The organism is Amazonocrinis nigriterrae CENA67, from assembly GCF_016056305.1.
Taxonomy (GTDB): Bacteria; Cyanobacteriota; Cyanobacteriia; order Cyanobacteriales; family Nostocaceae; genus Amazonocrinis; species Amazonocrinis nigriterrae.
Window position 1 is genome coordinate 101,339 of the sequence record NZ_JAECZC010000009.1, and the last position, 15,128, is coordinate 116,466.

At 41.7% G+C, this 15,128-nt stretch carries 13 protein-coding genes; 3 read left to right on the top strand and 10 right to left on the bottom strand.

Translation table 11 applies throughout. From position 1 onward, the window contains the following. Nucleotides 1-111: 111 nt before the first annotated feature. Nucleotides 112-600: an NAD(P)H-quinone oxidoreductase subunit N gene (gene ndhN / locus I8748_RS07555; RefSeq protein WP_198124018.1), complete on the top strand. Its 489-nt coding sequence runs from the start codon at nt 112-114 to the stop codon at nt 598-600. Here the strand turns inward: ndhN and I8748_RS07560 are convergent. Continuing rightward, nucleotides 581-760, bottom strand: a complete 180-nt coding sequence (locus I8748_RS07560; RefSeq protein ID WP_198124019.1) for a hypothetical protein — start codon at nt 758-760, stop codon at nt 581-583. The two genes, ndhN and I8748_RS07560, sit on opposite strands and share 20 nt — an antisense overlap. A 76-nt stretch (nt 761-836) precedes the next feature. Between I8748_RS07560 and I8748_RS07565 the strand changes: the two genes are divergently transcribed. Beyond that, nucleotides 837-1,376 carry a DUF3172 domain-containing protein gene (locus I8748_RS07565; RefSeq protein WP_096558138.1) on the top strand — a complete coding sequence of 180 codons (540 nt, stop codon included), beginning with the start codon at nt 837-839 and terminating at the stop codon, nt 1,374-1,376. Between the two features lie 445 nt (nt 1,377-1,821). Here the strand turns inward: I8748_RS07565 and I8748_RS07570 are convergent, their stop codons facing one another. The 6 genes from I8748_RS07570 to I8748_RS07595 form a co-directional block, all read right to left on the bottom strand. After that, a complete protein-coding gene (locus tag I8748_RS07570) occupies nt 1,822-2,766 on the bottom strand; it encodes an AMIN domain-containing protein (protein WP_198124020.1) in 945 nt (314 codons plus the stop codon). Between the two features lie 82 nt (nt 2,767-2,848). Further along, the gene (locus tag I8748_RS07575) at nt 2,849-3,358 is read right to left on the bottom strand and encodes a hypothetical protein (protein ID WP_198124021.1); all 510 of its coding nucleotides are present in this window, start codon (nt 3,356-3,358) and stop codon (nt 2,849-2,851) included. A gap of 4 nt (nt 3,359-3,362) precedes the next feature. Beyond that, entirely contained in the window at nt 3,363-5,552 is a 2,190-nt protein-coding gene (locus I8748_RS07580; RefSeq protein ID WP_198124022.1) for a cation:proton antiporter, read from the bottom strand. 721 nt (nt 5,553-6,273) lie between these two features. Next, nucleotides 6,274-7,563 (bottom strand): cation:proton antiporter, encoded by a 1,290-nt coding sequence (locus I8748_RS07585; RefSeq protein WP_198124023.1) that lies wholly within the window; start codon nt 7,561-7,563, stop codon nt 6,274-6,276. 323 nt (nt 7,564-7,886) lie between these two features. Further along, nucleotides 7,887-8,321, bottom strand: coding sequence for a hypothetical protein (locus I8748_RS07590; protein ID WP_198124024.1), 435 nt, complete (start codon nt 8,319-8,321; stop codon nt 7,887-7,889). A 322-nt stretch (nt 8,322-8,643) separates the two neighbouring features. After that, nucleotides 8,644-9,366, bottom strand: coding sequence for a GDSL-type esterase/lipase family protein (locus tag I8748_RS07595; protein WP_225896348.1), 723 nt, complete (start codon nt 9,364-9,366; stop codon nt 8,644-8,646). A 371-nt stretch (nt 9,367-9,737) separates the two neighbouring features. Between I8748_RS07595 and I8748_RS07600 the strand changes: the two genes are divergently transcribed. Continuing rightward, complete coding sequence (locus I8748_RS07600) at nt 9,738-11,147, top strand: tetratricopeptide repeat protein (protein ID WP_198124026.1); 1,410 nt, start codon at nt 9,738-9,740, stop codon at nt 11,145-11,147. Between the two features lie 150 nt (nt 11,148-11,297). On the opposite strand, the gene I8748_RS07605 is transcribed toward I8748_RS07600, so the two are convergent. The 3 genes from I8748_RS07605 to I8748_RS07615 all read right to left on the bottom strand — a co-directional run bounded on the left by I8748_RS07605 (nt 11,298) and on the right by I8748_RS07615 (nt 14,877). Then, entirely contained in the window at nt 11,298-13,253 is a 1,956-nt protein-coding gene (locus I8748_RS07605; protein WP_198124027.1) for an FHA domain-containing protein, read from the bottom strand. Nucleotides 13,254-13,394: 141 nt separating this feature from the next. Then, nucleotides 13,395-13,979, bottom strand: coding sequence for an FHA domain-containing protein (locus I8748_RS07610; RefSeq protein WP_198124028.1), 585 nt, complete (start codon nt 13,977-13,979; stop codon nt 13,395-13,397). Between the two features lie 241 nt (nt 13,980-14,220). Beyond that, nucleotides 14,221-14,877 carry a Nif11-like leader peptide family natural product precursor gene (locus I8748_RS07615; protein WP_198124029.1) on the bottom strand — a complete coding sequence of 219 codons (657 nt, stop codon included), beginning with the start codon at nt 14,875-14,877 and terminating at the stop codon, nt 14,221-14,223. Between the last annotated feature and the right edge of the window lie 251 nt (nt 14,878-15,128).

A 15,128-nucleotide genomic window follows, 5' to 3' on the forward strand; every position in this document is an offset into this window, starting at 1 on the left:
TTCTTCAGGTTCAATAGTAACTTCTGCTGTTTTGGATAAAGTTTATCTATCTTAATCTATCGCTTCAAGGTAAATAATAGAGATATCTAGGTGGGATAGGACAAAAAATCTATGGCACTAATAACCACTGGCAACGGTTTAATTCGCGATCTGGAAAAATTTGGTTCTCTTGGTGTGTACGTTCCTTTGGAAGGAGGTTTTGAAGGTCGGTATCAACGCAGACTGCGTGCTGCTGGCTATACTACTCTCCATATTACTGCTAGGGGGCTGGGCGACGTGGCTGCCTATCTCACAGGTGTTCATGGAGTCAGACCACCACATCTTGGTAAAAAAAGTACTAGTAGTGGTGCGGCAGTAGGTTACGTATATTATGTGCCACCAATTATCAATTCTCACTTGGAACAGCTACCACCAAAATCTAAGGGGCTGGTCTTGTGGATTATTGAGGGGCATATTCTTTCCGATCAGGAAGTTGAGTTTTTAGCAACTTTGCCTAGCTTGGAACCACGGGTTAAAGTAGTCATTGAAAGAGGTGGCGATCGCGCTTTTCGTTGGCAACCTCTAACAGAGACATTCTCAGCTAGCTATAAAGCTGGGTAATTAATAATAGGGCGATCGCTACTTTTGTGTACTTAGCTGAGGTGCGATCGTCTCTATTTTGTTTTTTGCCAGCTACTCGGTCAAGACACTTAGACCAAACTTTGTTAGTTTTGTCATTTAAATAAAATATTTCCAGAAACTTGCAGGCAATTACAGTCAAGACTCGGCATACTGAAAGAGGGAGAGCAGGTTAGACCACTCTCTGCTTTCTTAGGCGTGAAACTGAAAGAGCGAAAATGAGACGTAAATCTACTGGTAGATCGGCTACTGTTTCTAAACCTTCTGCTTTCCAATCCCCAATGTTTAACCTCACTACCATTGCTATTTTGGCAGGGGTGCTGATTTTGGGAATTGGAATTGGCATTGCTTTTAGTTCTACAACTACATTGAGTCCATCAAACGTAGCTTCCCGTGAATTTATTGATACTAAAGCACCGAACCCTGAGATTTGCGTACAGTATGGTGCCAGTGCAATGGTAATGGATGCCAGACTGTTTGTTACTCTTAACCCCTTCAATGTCTACGTAGCTCAACCAAGTATGCGTCCAGGATGCGTTCTGCGTCAGAATAACTGGGCACTTTTAGAGCAACGCAAGCTTGTAACATCTCAACAAGTAAACGAATGTAAGAATCGTCTGAATACTTTCGGCTTTACAGGTAACTTGGACAGTGATAAACCTGACATTAGATGTATTTACCAAAATGAAGCAGCGCAAAACTTCTTCATGGCTCAACCAGGAGCAGTAGCACCGAATCAGGAAACAGAAAGATTCTAATACATTTTGGATTTTAGATTTTGGATTTTGGATTTTGGAGCCACTGTGTTGCGGACGTTACATTTTTGAATTCTAGTGCCATGATTGGCAATTGGTTTGGAGCGTCTGAGTTATGTGAATCTATACTGTCGCATTATTTTTGCAAATTGCTATGACTAGGTTGGCAAACATTTAGAGGATATTAAAGTATTACTTAGGCGAGCTTTAATCATCCTCTTTTTAGTATTCCTGCTGAAAAAGTATTCTTCGACTGCTATATTTGTTCACTTGCAAATAAAACTAGCAGTCCACTAGTTGAAATATATACAGTATCCGGTTCTATATCTGCCTAATTATCGGGTAAAGCTTTTATCTAATTTAGTGCTGATATAAATTTATAAGCACAATTTGTTTAAGTTCATCTTTCTTAACGTCTACCTACTGAAATTTGGATAAATAAATCAATCTAATATCTGCGTTGAGGAAGGGGTTGACCAAATTCAATCACCTCAACATTTGGTTGATTAGGGGTTGAATAATCATGATTGATTGTTGGCACTGTTGGGGTGGGAAAGTTAGGGCTTGCTACAGAAGGAGTGCTGTTAAGATTACTAGGTTGATTGGGGAAAGAAGGTGGCGGAAGAAGAGAACTTGGTACTTGAGAGGAGTTGTTAGGAGTCAGGGGTGGAACCGTGACAAATGGCTGCTGGTTAGTTGTTGGGGCTAGAGTGCTAGGAAATTGCAGGTAGTTACTTGGAGATATGTTGGGTTGCGAATAGTTGGGGGTTGGAGGTAGAGTATTAGAGGGTTGAGGATAGTAGTTATTAGGATTTGGTGGTAAGTTGTTGGGCGCAGGCTGTAATCCTGGTTGTATGGAGGAACGGCCATAGTTAGAATTAAAAGCACGTAATACCCAGCGAGTGGGGTTTTGCTTAGAAACAGGTTGCAGTTGTATCTGGTTGGGATCTACAAAAGTCCCTGTTGCCAAATCTAGGACAATACGAGTTACGCCTGCATTTAATTGGGAAACGCGAATTCCTTTAATTGCGCCAGAATAATTTTGATTTGTGGGAACATAACCTAATTTGGTCTTCGGCAAATCTACAACAATCCGAGGGGGCTGGGAGAGGTAGAAGTATTTGGGAGTTATGCCTGCTGAAAGTGTAATTTCTAGTTGTAAAGCTTCTGGGTAAAAGCGCCAATCATCTAGTCTCGCTATTGGCTGAGCAGTATTTTTACCATTTGGCAATTGTACAGTTTGATGATTTTGACCTGTTGACTTTTTGGGCACTGGTTTAACAGCACTGGTTGCTGTTTCCAGCATAACTACTGTGTACAAGCCGAACAAGCTAACACTAAATAGTTGCTGGCTCCATTGGGAAAGTTGCCTAGTCGTCAGTCTCTTGGACATTATTTTTATACCCTGTATGTTGAGCCATGAGGCATTTTCAGGCATTGGTAATGGTTTACTGATGTAAAAAATTGCCCACAATTCAATGGCTGTTTGACTTCTGTGATTTTTCTTGGTCTTTTTGTAACATTGCGGTAAATCCTAAGCTTTGGGAAATGCCATTAACGGTTAGTTGACCAGTAATCTTACCTTGATCTACTAGTTTCATTTGAATTGTGACTAATTTGTTACGATCGCTCTGAGCCACCGGAGTATTACAAAGAATATTTCCGTCAACTTTTCCAGATAGACTTGACTGCTGATTTTGGAACAGACCTGTGAGGGAGTGTTGTTTCTCTGTGTTTGCATTAGCGTTTGCTGGTAATAATGAGGCATTTAAGTAAATACCCGATTGTTGAATGTTTAACAACAGAGGGCTTGGTTGTTCACAGTTAGGTAAATTTTCAGCCAAGGTTAGACGATAGCGACCGTTAACTACCGGAGGAGCTTTGAGATTTTGTTCTCCATAAGCAGTTACAACTTTAAACAAGAGTAGAACTAAACCTATTGCCGCTCCGTAGAAAGCCAAGGATTTGGAGTTAAAATGATTCATTGTTTCAATTCTTGAGTGCTGATTCTGGATTACTAACCTCAGTAAGTACTGATCCGAGGTGAGAAATGACTTGATTGTAGCGTCGGGTGATCAGCAGTGAGGAGCGACATTGAATAGCTAGTGCATCAGTGTATCTTCCTAGGGTTTGGCGCTCAATACCCCAAGCGCGGCTGGTACCGGCTATGGTCAAGTCAACAGCTTCTGAGGCTGCAATTACAGCTTGAATTGGTTCTTTGGCTTCGACAATCTTGATTTCAATGCGATCGCGTACACTAGTTGGCAATTGCCCAATTATTCTGTGCAGTTCATCACTCAATTCATCTTGGAGATAATTTTCGGTGACTACGTGTAAAACTTGCAACGTACAGCTTTCAATATTAATTAGCAATCGCAGAGCCAGTATCAATGCTAAATCATCGTGAATGTTGCTGGAGTAAGGAACCAATAACTTTTCTAATCGCTCCCCTCCGCGGTCGATGAAAACTGCTACATCAACTCGTGCAGTACTGAGAATTTGTCCGACTCGTCCACCCAAGCGATTATTACTAAATGCTGGGCGATGCCATCCTACAAGAATTAAATTAGCTTGTTCAATTGTCGCAATCTGTGATGTTTCTCTGGCAACATTGTTGGATATGCGAATGATAGGATGTACATAAGACCGTGCGATCGCTGGTTCTAGAGTGTTAATTAAATGTTCTAACTGCACTCGACGCTGGTCAATTAATCGGTCAGCCTCACCTGGGGTACTTCCAAAAGCATAGTCTTCTTCCAATTCAATCAAACTGAGGGGATTGACAATGGCGGGTTGTTGGTAATTAAGAGCGATCGCTACTGCCAACTGTAGCAAACCTTTTTGGGTACTGGGATTGGCTACTGGTACTAAAATTCGGTAAGGTTGATAAGATTCGCCTTCATTTGCTGCATTTATATCTGTTTGCTCTTCGGCTTGCGGCTCTACTAAATCTAGCTTGATGAGCCGTTTGGGATATGTCCATTCCAGCAGTGGCGAGGTCATGAATGTAGTTACCAATGCCATAATTACCAGCATGGTAAACACTAAGGGCGAGATTACTCCCAACTCCAAACCAATATTGAGTACAATTAACTCGGTCAAACCGCGAGTGTTCATCAACCAACCAAGTGCTGATGCTTCCCGGTTATTAATGCCACTGACACGAGCTGCTACATAAGTACCGATATACTTACCTGCGATCGCCACTGCTAACACTAATACACATAATAGCCACAAATCAGGACGATTCAGTAAGCCAATTTGCGTCCGCAAACCACTGTAGGCAAAAAACACTGGTAAAAGAAATACCAGCACAAAATCTTCAGTTTTTTCTGCCAATTCCCTTACTAAATCTGCGTTCTTGGGCATTGCTGCTCCCAGTAAAAACGCCCCAAAAATGAGGTGAATACCAATGAGTTCGGTAATCAATGCAGAAGCAACTACCGCTATATAAATCCCAGCTAGAACGAACTGGCTTAAGCGTTTGGTGCGGAGATAATGGGTGGCTAGGTGTCGCAGAAACCAACGTCCTACGGTCAGTATGAAGCCAATGTACACTAAACTCTCGATAATTGTGGGTATTGCACCAGCAAAATTACCTGTACGAGCGACAGCGATCGCAACTGCTAAAACGCACCAAGCTGTGACATCATCCACTGCTGCACAAGTTAATGCCAATGTCCCCAAGCGTGTACCTTGCAAATTATTCTCAGTGATAATACGAGCTAGTACTGGGAATGCTGTAATTGACATGGCTGCCCCTAAAAACAGGGCGAAGGCAGTAAATGATACACTAGCGTTGGAAACCAGGGGATAAAGCAGCACCGCTAGAAGTGTTCCTAGGGAAAATGGTACTAAAATACTGACGTGAGAAGTTAAAACTGCTACTTCTAACTGACCACTGAGATATTTAGGATTTAACTCTAATCCAATCAGAAACATGAAAAATATCAGTCCCACCTGAGACAAGACATTTAAAAAAGGAATAGTTTCTGGTGGAAATAAGCTAGCTGCTACATCAGGAGCAACTAAACCAAATAAAGATGGGCCGAGCATGATCCCGGCGACAATCTCACCAATGACTAACGGTTGCTTAATTGACTTGAATGCCAATCCTACTAGCCGTGATAGTCCAATCACAATCAGCACTTCAACCAGAACAAGAATAACTGTCTGCATGGTTTCCTCAATAAAAGACGCTATCTGGTTTCCCTAAGATGATTCTTTAAATGACAGCAAAATGTCAACCTCAAGGATGAAAGATTAAAGATGAAATTACGTCACCCATCAATGAATACGGTTCAGTTCAGGCTAAGACTATGTAATCAAAGTTAATTTTACGTAGACGCGTAAGCGGTGAAGCAGTACGGTGAGTCCAGTGCGGTCTTGGGCTTTGCCCAAGTGGAGCAACTGGCGTTAGCGTAGCGTTAGCGACGCAGGAGCGTCACCCGAAGGGTCTTGGGGTTTCCCCAAGAGGAGTAAATGCTGTTAGCGCAGCGTTAGCGAGCTTGCGAGCGTCACCCGTACTGCAAAGCAGAACTCGAAGAGTAGGGCTTGCCGCAGGTTACCGCAGAGGCGCAGAGAACACAGAGGAAGAAAGAAATGTTTAGCTAAACTGTATTGATTGCTAAAGAATAGCATTTCAGCAAAACAGTTCTCAAATTTTCATTTTTCTATCTTGAGCCAGTTGCGATCACAAAGGGATATCTCCCCAAAGTAATGGCTTTTCTAGTGCGGCTTGATTTTCTATCACTTGTGTGTAAGTAATCAAGAAATAGGTGTAAATATAGGAAAAACCAATTTTTTGAAAATATTTGCATTAGAGAAGCAAAGCTGTATGTCCCTAGTTTCACGACACAAATATTAAATGTTTAACATTCATGTTGTGATTGAAATTTACTTATACAGAAGATTTGGTATAGCTTGTGCCTTGCAGCAAAAAGGCAACTAGCGGTGATGCCATGAGTGTAGTAAAAATTGCCATAATTACCATGATAGTAAATAGAGTTGGAGTAATTATGCCTTGCTCAAGACCAATATTCAGGATAATTAATTCCATCAAGCCGCGGGCATTCATGAGAGCGCCAATAGTTGCGGATTCCCGCCAATTTTCTCCCGCAATTTTTGCTGCTAACATGCAAGCAATGCCTTTACCAAAAATAGCGATCGCTACGATTAATAATGTAATTCCCCACAAAGCAGGTGTGTTTACTAGTCCAATTTGAGTGTTGAGTCCAGAGAAGACAAAAAATATTGGTAGTAAAAATGAAGTGGTTAAATATTCTGTGCGATCGCGTATTTGATCTGCAAATTCACCTCTTGGCATTGCTGTACCCAAAATAAATGCCCCAAATACTGCATAGATGCCTACTGCGTCAGTAAACCAGGAACTAAACATTAAAACAATCAATACCAAAGTTAGAGTTTGGATGGTTACACCATCATCACGTTTTGTCATGCGAGTGAAAATCGTTAGTGCTGGACGCCCAACAAAAATTGAAAATAGTACGTAGCCAATACCGCCACCAATAGCAAAGATGGCAATACTTGTGTTAGCTTTCAAACTTGCCAGTACAATAGCCAATAAACACCATGCAGTTGCATCATCTATGGAACCTGCTGCTAATGCTAAAGTTCCGAAGCGAGTTTTGGCAATACCACGTTCGTACAGCATCCTGGCTAACATAGGAAACGCGGTGATTGACATGGAAGCACCTAAATATAAAGCTGCTGCCCAAGGAGTCACTCCTTGTTTAAAGAGTTCAGCTTTGCCATACAATAAAAAAGCTGCTGTTCCGCCTAAAGTGAATGGTGCAAGTATCCCCGCCGCAGAAACTAAACCTGCACTTTTGACTCGCTGTTTAATCAAATTGGTATTAAACTCTAAGCCAATTAAGAACATATAAATTACTAAACCAATCTGACTGATGGCAAAAAGAATTGACATTGATGGGTTAGGAATCTTTTCTCCTGTAGCTAGCAAAATTGGAGCTTTGGGAAAAAGCCATTGCTGTAAATCAGGGGTAATTAAGCCGAACAATGATGGCCCTAACATCACACCAGCGATCATTTCGCAAACAACATCAGTTTGTCCAAGGTAGCGTCGCCCAACAATAGTTATTAATCGACAGGCAACTAAAATAATAGTTAATTGCAGCAATAGCTTCAGCACTAGCTCGAAATTTGACATTGAAATTTCCTTATGAAAAATAGCGACAATGAGTCAGATAAATGTAGCAATCTTTAGTTGAGATAACAAAATCGCAACATAAATATAAACACCAAATATTACATCTGGTGGTTACAGAATTCCTCAACTATACAGTTAGTTTGCCCTGTTTTTTTTCTCATAATAGCTACAACAGCACAATTACATATTTCGTAAATGTACTATCTGTGGTGAAGCTTAGTTGATTAAAAATTTGCTGTAAATTTACAAAATGTAAATCTTATTATATTTTTTTAAATTTACTGAACAGTTTGAATTTAATTATTAATCAATAATTGAAAGCCTTATAACCACTGTCCACCCCGAAAACGCCAACGCAGAAAAATAATCCGCATGAGACTTTGTGAAGCAATGAAAACTGCTAGCCAAACACAGCTGTAGTGTAGTAGAAAAGCTCCCAGTGATAGTTCTTCTTTAGGCAGAGGTATTGGTAAGAAGCCAAAAAGTTTGACTCCACAGTAGATAAAGAATAATTCCCAGATACCAGCCAAGAGTTGATAAACTGCCGGCCAGTCCCTATCCCAGCGTAATTTTTGCAGATAATTATAAAGTAAATCCCAACCTAAGCCAAAGATGGCAACATAGCCCAGTATCCAAAAATAAACTGAATTAGCACCAAACCCGATTAAGCCTGTTGCAAATGGTATGGATACTAATACACCTACAGTGGCAAGTAATAATAATCGAGTTTGCCAGCGACCAAATAAAGTTGGAGTCATAAAGTGTAAAATAAATTAAATAATAGAAATATTTTGTATTAATAAAATTGTGCCTATTTAGGCTAACTTTACGTTAGATGTTAGCATGATGTGTGAGGTGTTTTGATCATATTTTTGTAACAAAGTCTATTGATATATGCGTCTAACAACCCCACAATTAATTGATTTCTAGGCATTGCTGAATAAGAATATAAAATTAAAAAATCACGCTTCTTTTTCTTTATGTCTTTGCGTGAGGCTAATTCATATTTTTAATCAGCAACGCCGATTTTCACTATGTTTTTGCTATGCCTATACCTAATAAGTATTAGCTAATCAATTTTTAGGATATTTGCATTTGCAAATCAAATCTATTATAGGCTGCCAGTGCTTGCCAATGGATTACATCCTCGAACAAAGCTTGATAGCCTAATGTGTTGGGATGAAGACCATCTTCGCTGAGGCGTTGGAGTCGCCAAGTTTCACTGCGTTCCATCCATTTCTCGAAAATATCCAGATAGGGAATTCGCCGTTTGAGGCAAGCAAGTCGAGTGGCTTCTTTGTAGCGATACTGATCGCTATGATTGTAGTAGAAGCAGTCTAGAAATGGCATTTTGGACTCATCCACTGGCACCATACCTATAAATAGTACTGGACAAAGTTGCTGCGCCATATCTAATAGAGAAGCTATTTCTGATTCAAATACGGTAAAATCTGTATAATTTCGTCCATTGGGGCGAGCTAACCGGGCTGAATCATTTACTCCTACTGACAGAATGATCAAGTCGGGGACGCGATTTCGCAGTTCACCGCGATGGCGGAATTCTACCTCTAGCCTTTGTGCTACTTGTTGTGTGCGATCGCCTCGCACTCCCAAATTATATAGTACATGTCCGGCACTATTGGGTAACATCCACCAACGCCGCAGTTGCTCAACCCAGCCTCCTCTGTCTGGATCGCCGAATCCATAGACTAAGCTATCTCCCAGTGCGACGATCTTCAAAGGCTGACATTGGTTTGGTGCTATAGACAGCTGCATTGAGGAAGAAAGCTCGATTGTTTGCATTTTAAAAAGAATATATTTTAAATCTTTACGAAATTCTATACATTTCTATACCATTAACGGCTATCTTAGTAAATTCTGCAAGCAATAGTTTTTTTAATTGGAAGTCCGGGGGAAACTTTATCCCTTTGTGGGTGCAGAGGGACAGTCACCTGCTGACTTTGGCGATAGGGCATAGGGCATTGTTGACTGTTTCTTCCCCATTGCCAAAAACTCTATTCCCTTATGGGTGGAGTTTTTCATGAATTGCCCCCATGGTAAACAAGGGCAACCTCACATATATTTCATATAAGTACTCAGTAAATGACAAAAATATTTGATACCAAGATAATAGAAGGTAAGATTTTTTATCGACAGTCTTCTTTTATTACGCTATGTCTTACCGCAGAATTGCTTTATGCTTACATCCACTATTGGCTCCTTGTATTTTGTGGGTAGCCATAACGCCCCCATCTTTCGCTTCTAGCTTTCAAGCAACTGACAAGATGTATCAGATAGCGGATAAACCCGTGGTTCTGCCGCCAATTCCTTCTGCAAATGATTCCTTAATTTGTCTACCTCCTTTCCCTCGTTTGGCTACCTTACCGAAATTAGCGAGCTTGCCATTCATCCATTCAGAAGCTACAAATTTAGCTAAAATCGCAGTTGAGTATGCTGCATCTGGACAATATGACCAAGCTATCAAAACTGCCCAATCGATCAAAGATAACTATTTCTTAGCCGATACACTCGTTAAAATAGCCAGTTTTGAACGTCAAAGGCAACCAAAACAATCACTGCAACTGCTTTCCCAAGCTCTGGGTGTAGTTGCTGGTATACAGGAAGATTACAGTCGTGATAGCATATTGGATGCGATCGCTATTCAATACGCAACAGCAGGTGAATTTAAATTAGCACTTCAGACTGCCCAAGGAATCAAGAATAGAAGTCAAAAAGATGACACTATCAGCGAAATAGCAATTCAGTATGCGGCAAGCGGACGCCAAGACCAAGCAATCAGGCTGATTCAAACTCTGCCAGATGAAGATAAAAGAAATGATGCTTTGGTAAGAATAGCTGAGTATTACGCAGATTTAAGCAAGTATGACCAAGCCTTACAAATCGTTGAGAGTCTCAAGTCCAATTATGACAAGGCGGATGCTTTATCTAAGATAGCTCGCCAAGCCCTCAAGGCGGGACAAGCTGCTCAAGTGGTTGAGCCTATTCGGGCAATTTCTGATGACTGTACTAAATCCATAGTAGTAACTGACCTGACTGGGCAGTATAACCAACCTGATTTGGAAACAAATCAAGAAAAACAAACTTTAGAGAGATTTTTAGCGGCATTTCAAATTGCTCAAAGCATCAAAGCCGAATCTCTCAAAACTGATGCTTTGTCGGCAGTTGCCATTGGGTATGTTGATGCTGGGCAGATTGACTTAGGCTGGAAGTTGACCCAAACACTTCCAGAAGGTTATGGGAAAAACCGAGCATTAGCTAGGCTAGCTGACTATTATCTAGAAGTGAAACAGCCTGACCAAGCATTAACCTACGCTGAAATGATGAAAAATTCTGCTGAAAAAGCGGACGTATTCACCAAGATAGCTGGTAGCTACACCAAAGCAGGGCAAGCAGAAAAAGCTTCGAGGTTACTATCTCAAGCGTTAGAAATCACTAAAATGGCAGCGGAATCTAACAGTTCTTTAATTATCCCGCCCATACCTCGCTTACCTCCTAGCTTACAAAAGATACCCAGTATCCCTACGGTGCGACCTCTTCCTGAACTGCGTGTACTACCTCGCTAGCGGAACTAAGCAGGGGAGCAGGAGGCAGGGGAGCAGGGGAGCAGGAGAGATGGGGAGATGGGGAGATAGGGGATGAAGGAGATGAGGGGGATGAGGGAAAAATAACTAGTAACTCCTAACTCCTAACTCCTAACTCCTAACTCCTGCCCACTAAGGCGACTGATTGAATACCCACTTCAACCATTGCCCAAAGGAACTTACAGCATTCAAACGATGGACTCCGGGCGCATGGGCGGCGGCGAGTCCATCAACGGCGACTAGTGCAGAGTACTGTAAGCCCAGGAAACTATCAACTGCTGCATGGGGGCCGCCAAGGGTAGTAGCGCCAGCGGCATACATTTGACCTCTAGTAGTACGCATTTCTACTAACTCAAAATTGTTTGCTACAACTAACCGCCCTAAGCCATTGAGAGGTAAGTTGTAATGTTTTACCAAATCGTTCAACAAGGGACTGGCTTCCACTTTGGCGTCTAGTCCAGTGGCATCAATAATAAAGTCAGCTGCCAAATTCATTTCGCCAAAACCTTTTTCTTGAATATGGGTAATAGTGCGGTTTTGGGCATCCCTTTCCACACTTACCACTTGCCCAAAAGTAATTTGATACCAGCCTTCCCTTAGACCTTGCTCAGTAATGCGCTGCCAGTCGCGGCGGTCGGCGGTGGTGGTGCCGCCCCAGTCTGTTAATAACCGCTTGCGTTCATCAGGACTAGCTTTTTCTAACATTTCGCGCAGTTCACCACCCCAACAGGCTTTTGGCCAGTTGAAGGGTTGAAATTCATAATGATTTTTGACTAAACGTGTGGCATATTGAAATTTATTGCCTTGAGGTTTGGGCGATCGCATCAAATGCAAAACTGTAATATTGCGATTTTGCTTTCTGGCTTCATAAATGCGTTGAATTATCCGCGAAGCAACTATTCCCCGCCCCCGAATCAACACGGTGCCACCTTGCCGTTCTAGTTGCTGATAAACATGGTCGTGATTCTCATAGGCATTCACCACAGACTTAAAATCTTGATATTTTTCCCTGTAAGCTTGCAAATCTGGAAGAAACTGAATAGCTGGATAGCCAGTAGCTAAATGTAAATAACGACTAACTAAAAAAGCATGATTTCCCGGCCCACGAGAATAAGCTACACAATATCTGCCATCGTCTGTTTTGCGAATTGCCCTGACTCGTCCATAGCGATAAATTTGATTCCAGCCAATACGCTTGACTTCCCTGTCTATAGAATCGAAGACATTACCGGAACGGGGCGTGTAAGTTTCGGCAAAAGTTGGTTCAGCAAATACTTGCCACAAATACTTCGCTGCTGACTTGATTTGACCTTTGGTGAAGTCGCGCCAAGCTTCTCTCAAGGCATAACTAGGCCAACCCCAAATATTATCAGGGCAAGAGTCAGAATTAGATCGCAGTCTTTCATGTAAAGGAATTTGCGAATTTTGACACAAACGCCGATAACGTGCATACGGTTCCGCTTCTAATCCTAAAGCCACAATTTTGTCAGCACGTACACCACTCAGCCGCAGCAAATCAACCCAAACAAAGCTACCTAATCCTGCCCCAACAGCAAGATAATCAGATTCATCTACAGACAAGCCTGTAGCGTGAAGTGCTTGAACATCGACTTTTTCTGCTTGAAATGCTGGTGGAGGAAAATTGCTAGTTACAGGCGCTACAGGCGGTGCTGGCGGAATGTTGGGGTCTGGGATATCGGTATTGGGATTAAACCGAATCATGGAAGGTGGGCTGGTGATTTGCGTAGTTGCGCTGACGCCAAATGTCACCGTAATCATATACGGCCCAATTTGCAACGTATCCCCGTTAGCTAGAACACTGCGTGTCTGCCGTTGACCGTTGACAGATAAACCGTTCACACTCCCTTGGTCAATAACTAGTAGTTGGTTTTGTTCCAGGTTAATGAGGGCATGATAGCGAGAAACTTCGTTACTGTTGAGCAGTATCCTAGAGACACGCTGTCCTCCATATTCAGCAGGTAAGCGGGCGAATTCTCGACCAAAGGCTATAGGCACACTCAACTTTGGTTCTCGCCGTTCTCCCGTAGCCGGATCATCCCAACTTAATTGAATTTGTAAGTTAGTCATTGGTCAGTTGTCAGTTGTCAGTTGTCAGAAGTTAGAAGTTAGGAGTTAGGAGTTAGGAGTTATTTCTCCCCTATCTCCCTGCTCCCCTGCTCCTCTGCTCCCCTGCTCCCCTGCTCCCCATCTCCCCATCTTCCCATCCCCCTAACTACTCGGTGCAACTAAAACACTGACTGCCGCAGCTAAAGATGTACCACACCAAGGACAGCCAATTTGCAGGTTTTCAGCCGGAGAAATTCTATGACATTTCGGACACTCTAAGCCATAAACCCCTTGTGGTGGTGCTGGTGGATGGTGGTGATGTCTCAGATTTAGCTGTGGTTGCTGTAGCGGCGTTGGTGGATAAGGATTTGATATTGCTGGCTGAGGTGGTGTCAAAATTGTTGCTGGAATGCTGTTAATTACAACGGCAATCACTTGGAGTTGCATTTGACCCAGATAAATCACACTGCTTTCTCTTAAAGGCATTTCACCCTGGACTAGTTGCTGTCCATCTACAAGGGGGGGATTTTGCGATCGCAGATTTCTGATCAAAAAACGTTGCTGCTGGCTATGGAAAAAAATTTCAACATGTAAACCTGATACAGTCGGGTTACTCACAACAATGTCACACCGAAGTGGATCGCGACCAATGCGAACTGTACCAGGATTTTTGCTTGGCTGTTGTTCGTAAATATTCTGAGTTTTATTTTGACCTGCATCGTGCCACTGTAAAGTTAGTGTGTTCATTGTTCTAACTTGGGTAACTCGTATTTAGCTACTTCAACTCCTTTCTGTGCGATTCCTAACACGATTGAGTGGAGGCAAGCAAGTATTTAGAACAAACTTCAACAAAACAATAGACTTCTTGCAAAACTTAAGCACCATGTTAAGGGGTAATGAGGGGGATAAGGGAGATAAGGGAGAATAATTGTTATCTTGCACCCCTGCACCCAAAGCACCCCTGCACCCCCGCTCCCATTTTTGGATACTACACCACACTCAACAAACGTTGATTAAAGTAGCTCTTGGGTAAGAAACAGCGATCGGGCAAAAAAGGATTAGGTGTATATTGGGTTAGGCTAGTATCGGGCTGATTTAGATGACAGAATGGTGGCACAATTCCCCAGTCTTCTGCTAGCCAAATCCAGTATCCGATTTCAATTTTGCCGTAGTTCGAGACTGTGAGGATCTCGCCTACACTGTTGTTAATGGGTACTAATTCAGAAAATGACTTGAGTTCAGTTAACAGCCAAGCTAATTCTTCTACAGAAAAGTAGTAGCCACTCTCTGCTGCTATTTTGATAAATTCTTGCGGATTTTTAGCTGCAAGCAATTCCTCTTTGAGTGATGGCGTTTTTTGTGCTAAGTCGAATATATCCCAAATCTGTTTCCTTGTAATTAAAAACCAAGCAAGCTCCTCTGCTGTTAAATTACAACCATTCTCTTGAGCTAATTTGATAAATCTTTCAAGACTATCAGTTTCTCCTAGTTGACTTCTCAAGAGAAAACTGTGTTCTATAAATGACAAAAAATCTATAATTTTTTGCCATGTTGATTTATCAAATTTACTGTGAAGTTTTATCTTTTCCTTCCAGGAAAGATATTGCTCTTCTCTTAGGAAAAAATCCCAAAGTTGATAATACATAAATTATCTCTCTTAAATCTCCACCTCTGTAGAGAATTACTGTTTATAAATCTCAGTGTAATCCGTATATTGGAAAGTCTTCGACAGTATTTAATACACAAAATTATGCAAATTAAAGCACACGCAACCTCAGTAAAAAGTTTTTGTGCAATTTAAAACATATATATGAAGTTATACTGAATAGAAGATAAAGGATAGCGATCGCTCTTACGACTTCGTTACTTTCTTTAATATAAATTATATAAGCATTT

Bases quoted from the DNA above. Each gene is read 5' to 3' on its own strand.
- ndhN (WP_198124018.1), top strand. From the start codon at position 112: ATGGCACTAATAACCACTGGCAACGGTTTAATTCGCGATCTGGAAAAA.
- I8748_RS07565 (WP_096558138.1), top strand. From the start codon at position 837: ATGAGACGTAAATCTACTGGTAGATCGGCTACTGTTTCTAAACCTTCT.
- I8748_RS07570 (WP_198124020.1), bottom strand. From the start codon at position 2,766: ATGTCCAAGAGACTGACGACTAGGCAACTTTCCCAATGGAGCCAGCAA.
- I8748_RS07575 (WP_198124021.1), bottom strand. From the start codon at position 3,358: ATGAATCATTTTAACTCCAAATCCTTGGCTTTCTACGGAGCGGCAATA.
- I8748_RS07580 (WP_198124022.1), bottom strand. From the start codon at position 5,552: ATGCAGACAGTTATTCTTGTTCTGGTTGAAGTGCTGATTGTGATTGGA.
- I8748_RS07585 (WP_198124023.1), bottom strand. From the start codon at position 7,563: ATGTCAAATTTCGAGCTAGTGCTGAAGCTATTGCTGCAATTAACTATT.
- I8748_RS07590 (WP_198124024.1), bottom strand. From the start codon at position 8,321: ATGACTCCAACTTTATTTGGTCGCTGGCAAACTCGATTATTATTACTT.
- I8748_RS07595 (WP_225896348.1), bottom strand. From the start codon at position 9,366: ATGCAAACAATCGAGCTTTCTTCCTCAATGCAGCTGTCTATAGCACCA.
- I8748_RS07600 (WP_198124026.1), top strand. From the start codon at position 9,738: ATGTCTTACCGCAGAATTGCTTTATGCTTACATCCACTATTGGCTCCT.
- I8748_RS07605 (WP_198124027.1), bottom strand. From the start codon at position 13,253: ATGACTAACTTACAAATTCAATTAAGTTGGGATGATCCGGCTACGGGA.
- I8748_RS07610 (WP_198124028.1), bottom strand. From the start codon at position 13,979: ATGAACACACTAACTTTACAGTGGCACGATGCAGGTCAAAATAAAACT.
- I8748_RS07615 (WP_198124029.1), bottom strand. From the start codon at position 14,877: ATGTATTATCAACTTTGGGATTTTTTCCTAAGAGAAGAGCAATATCTT.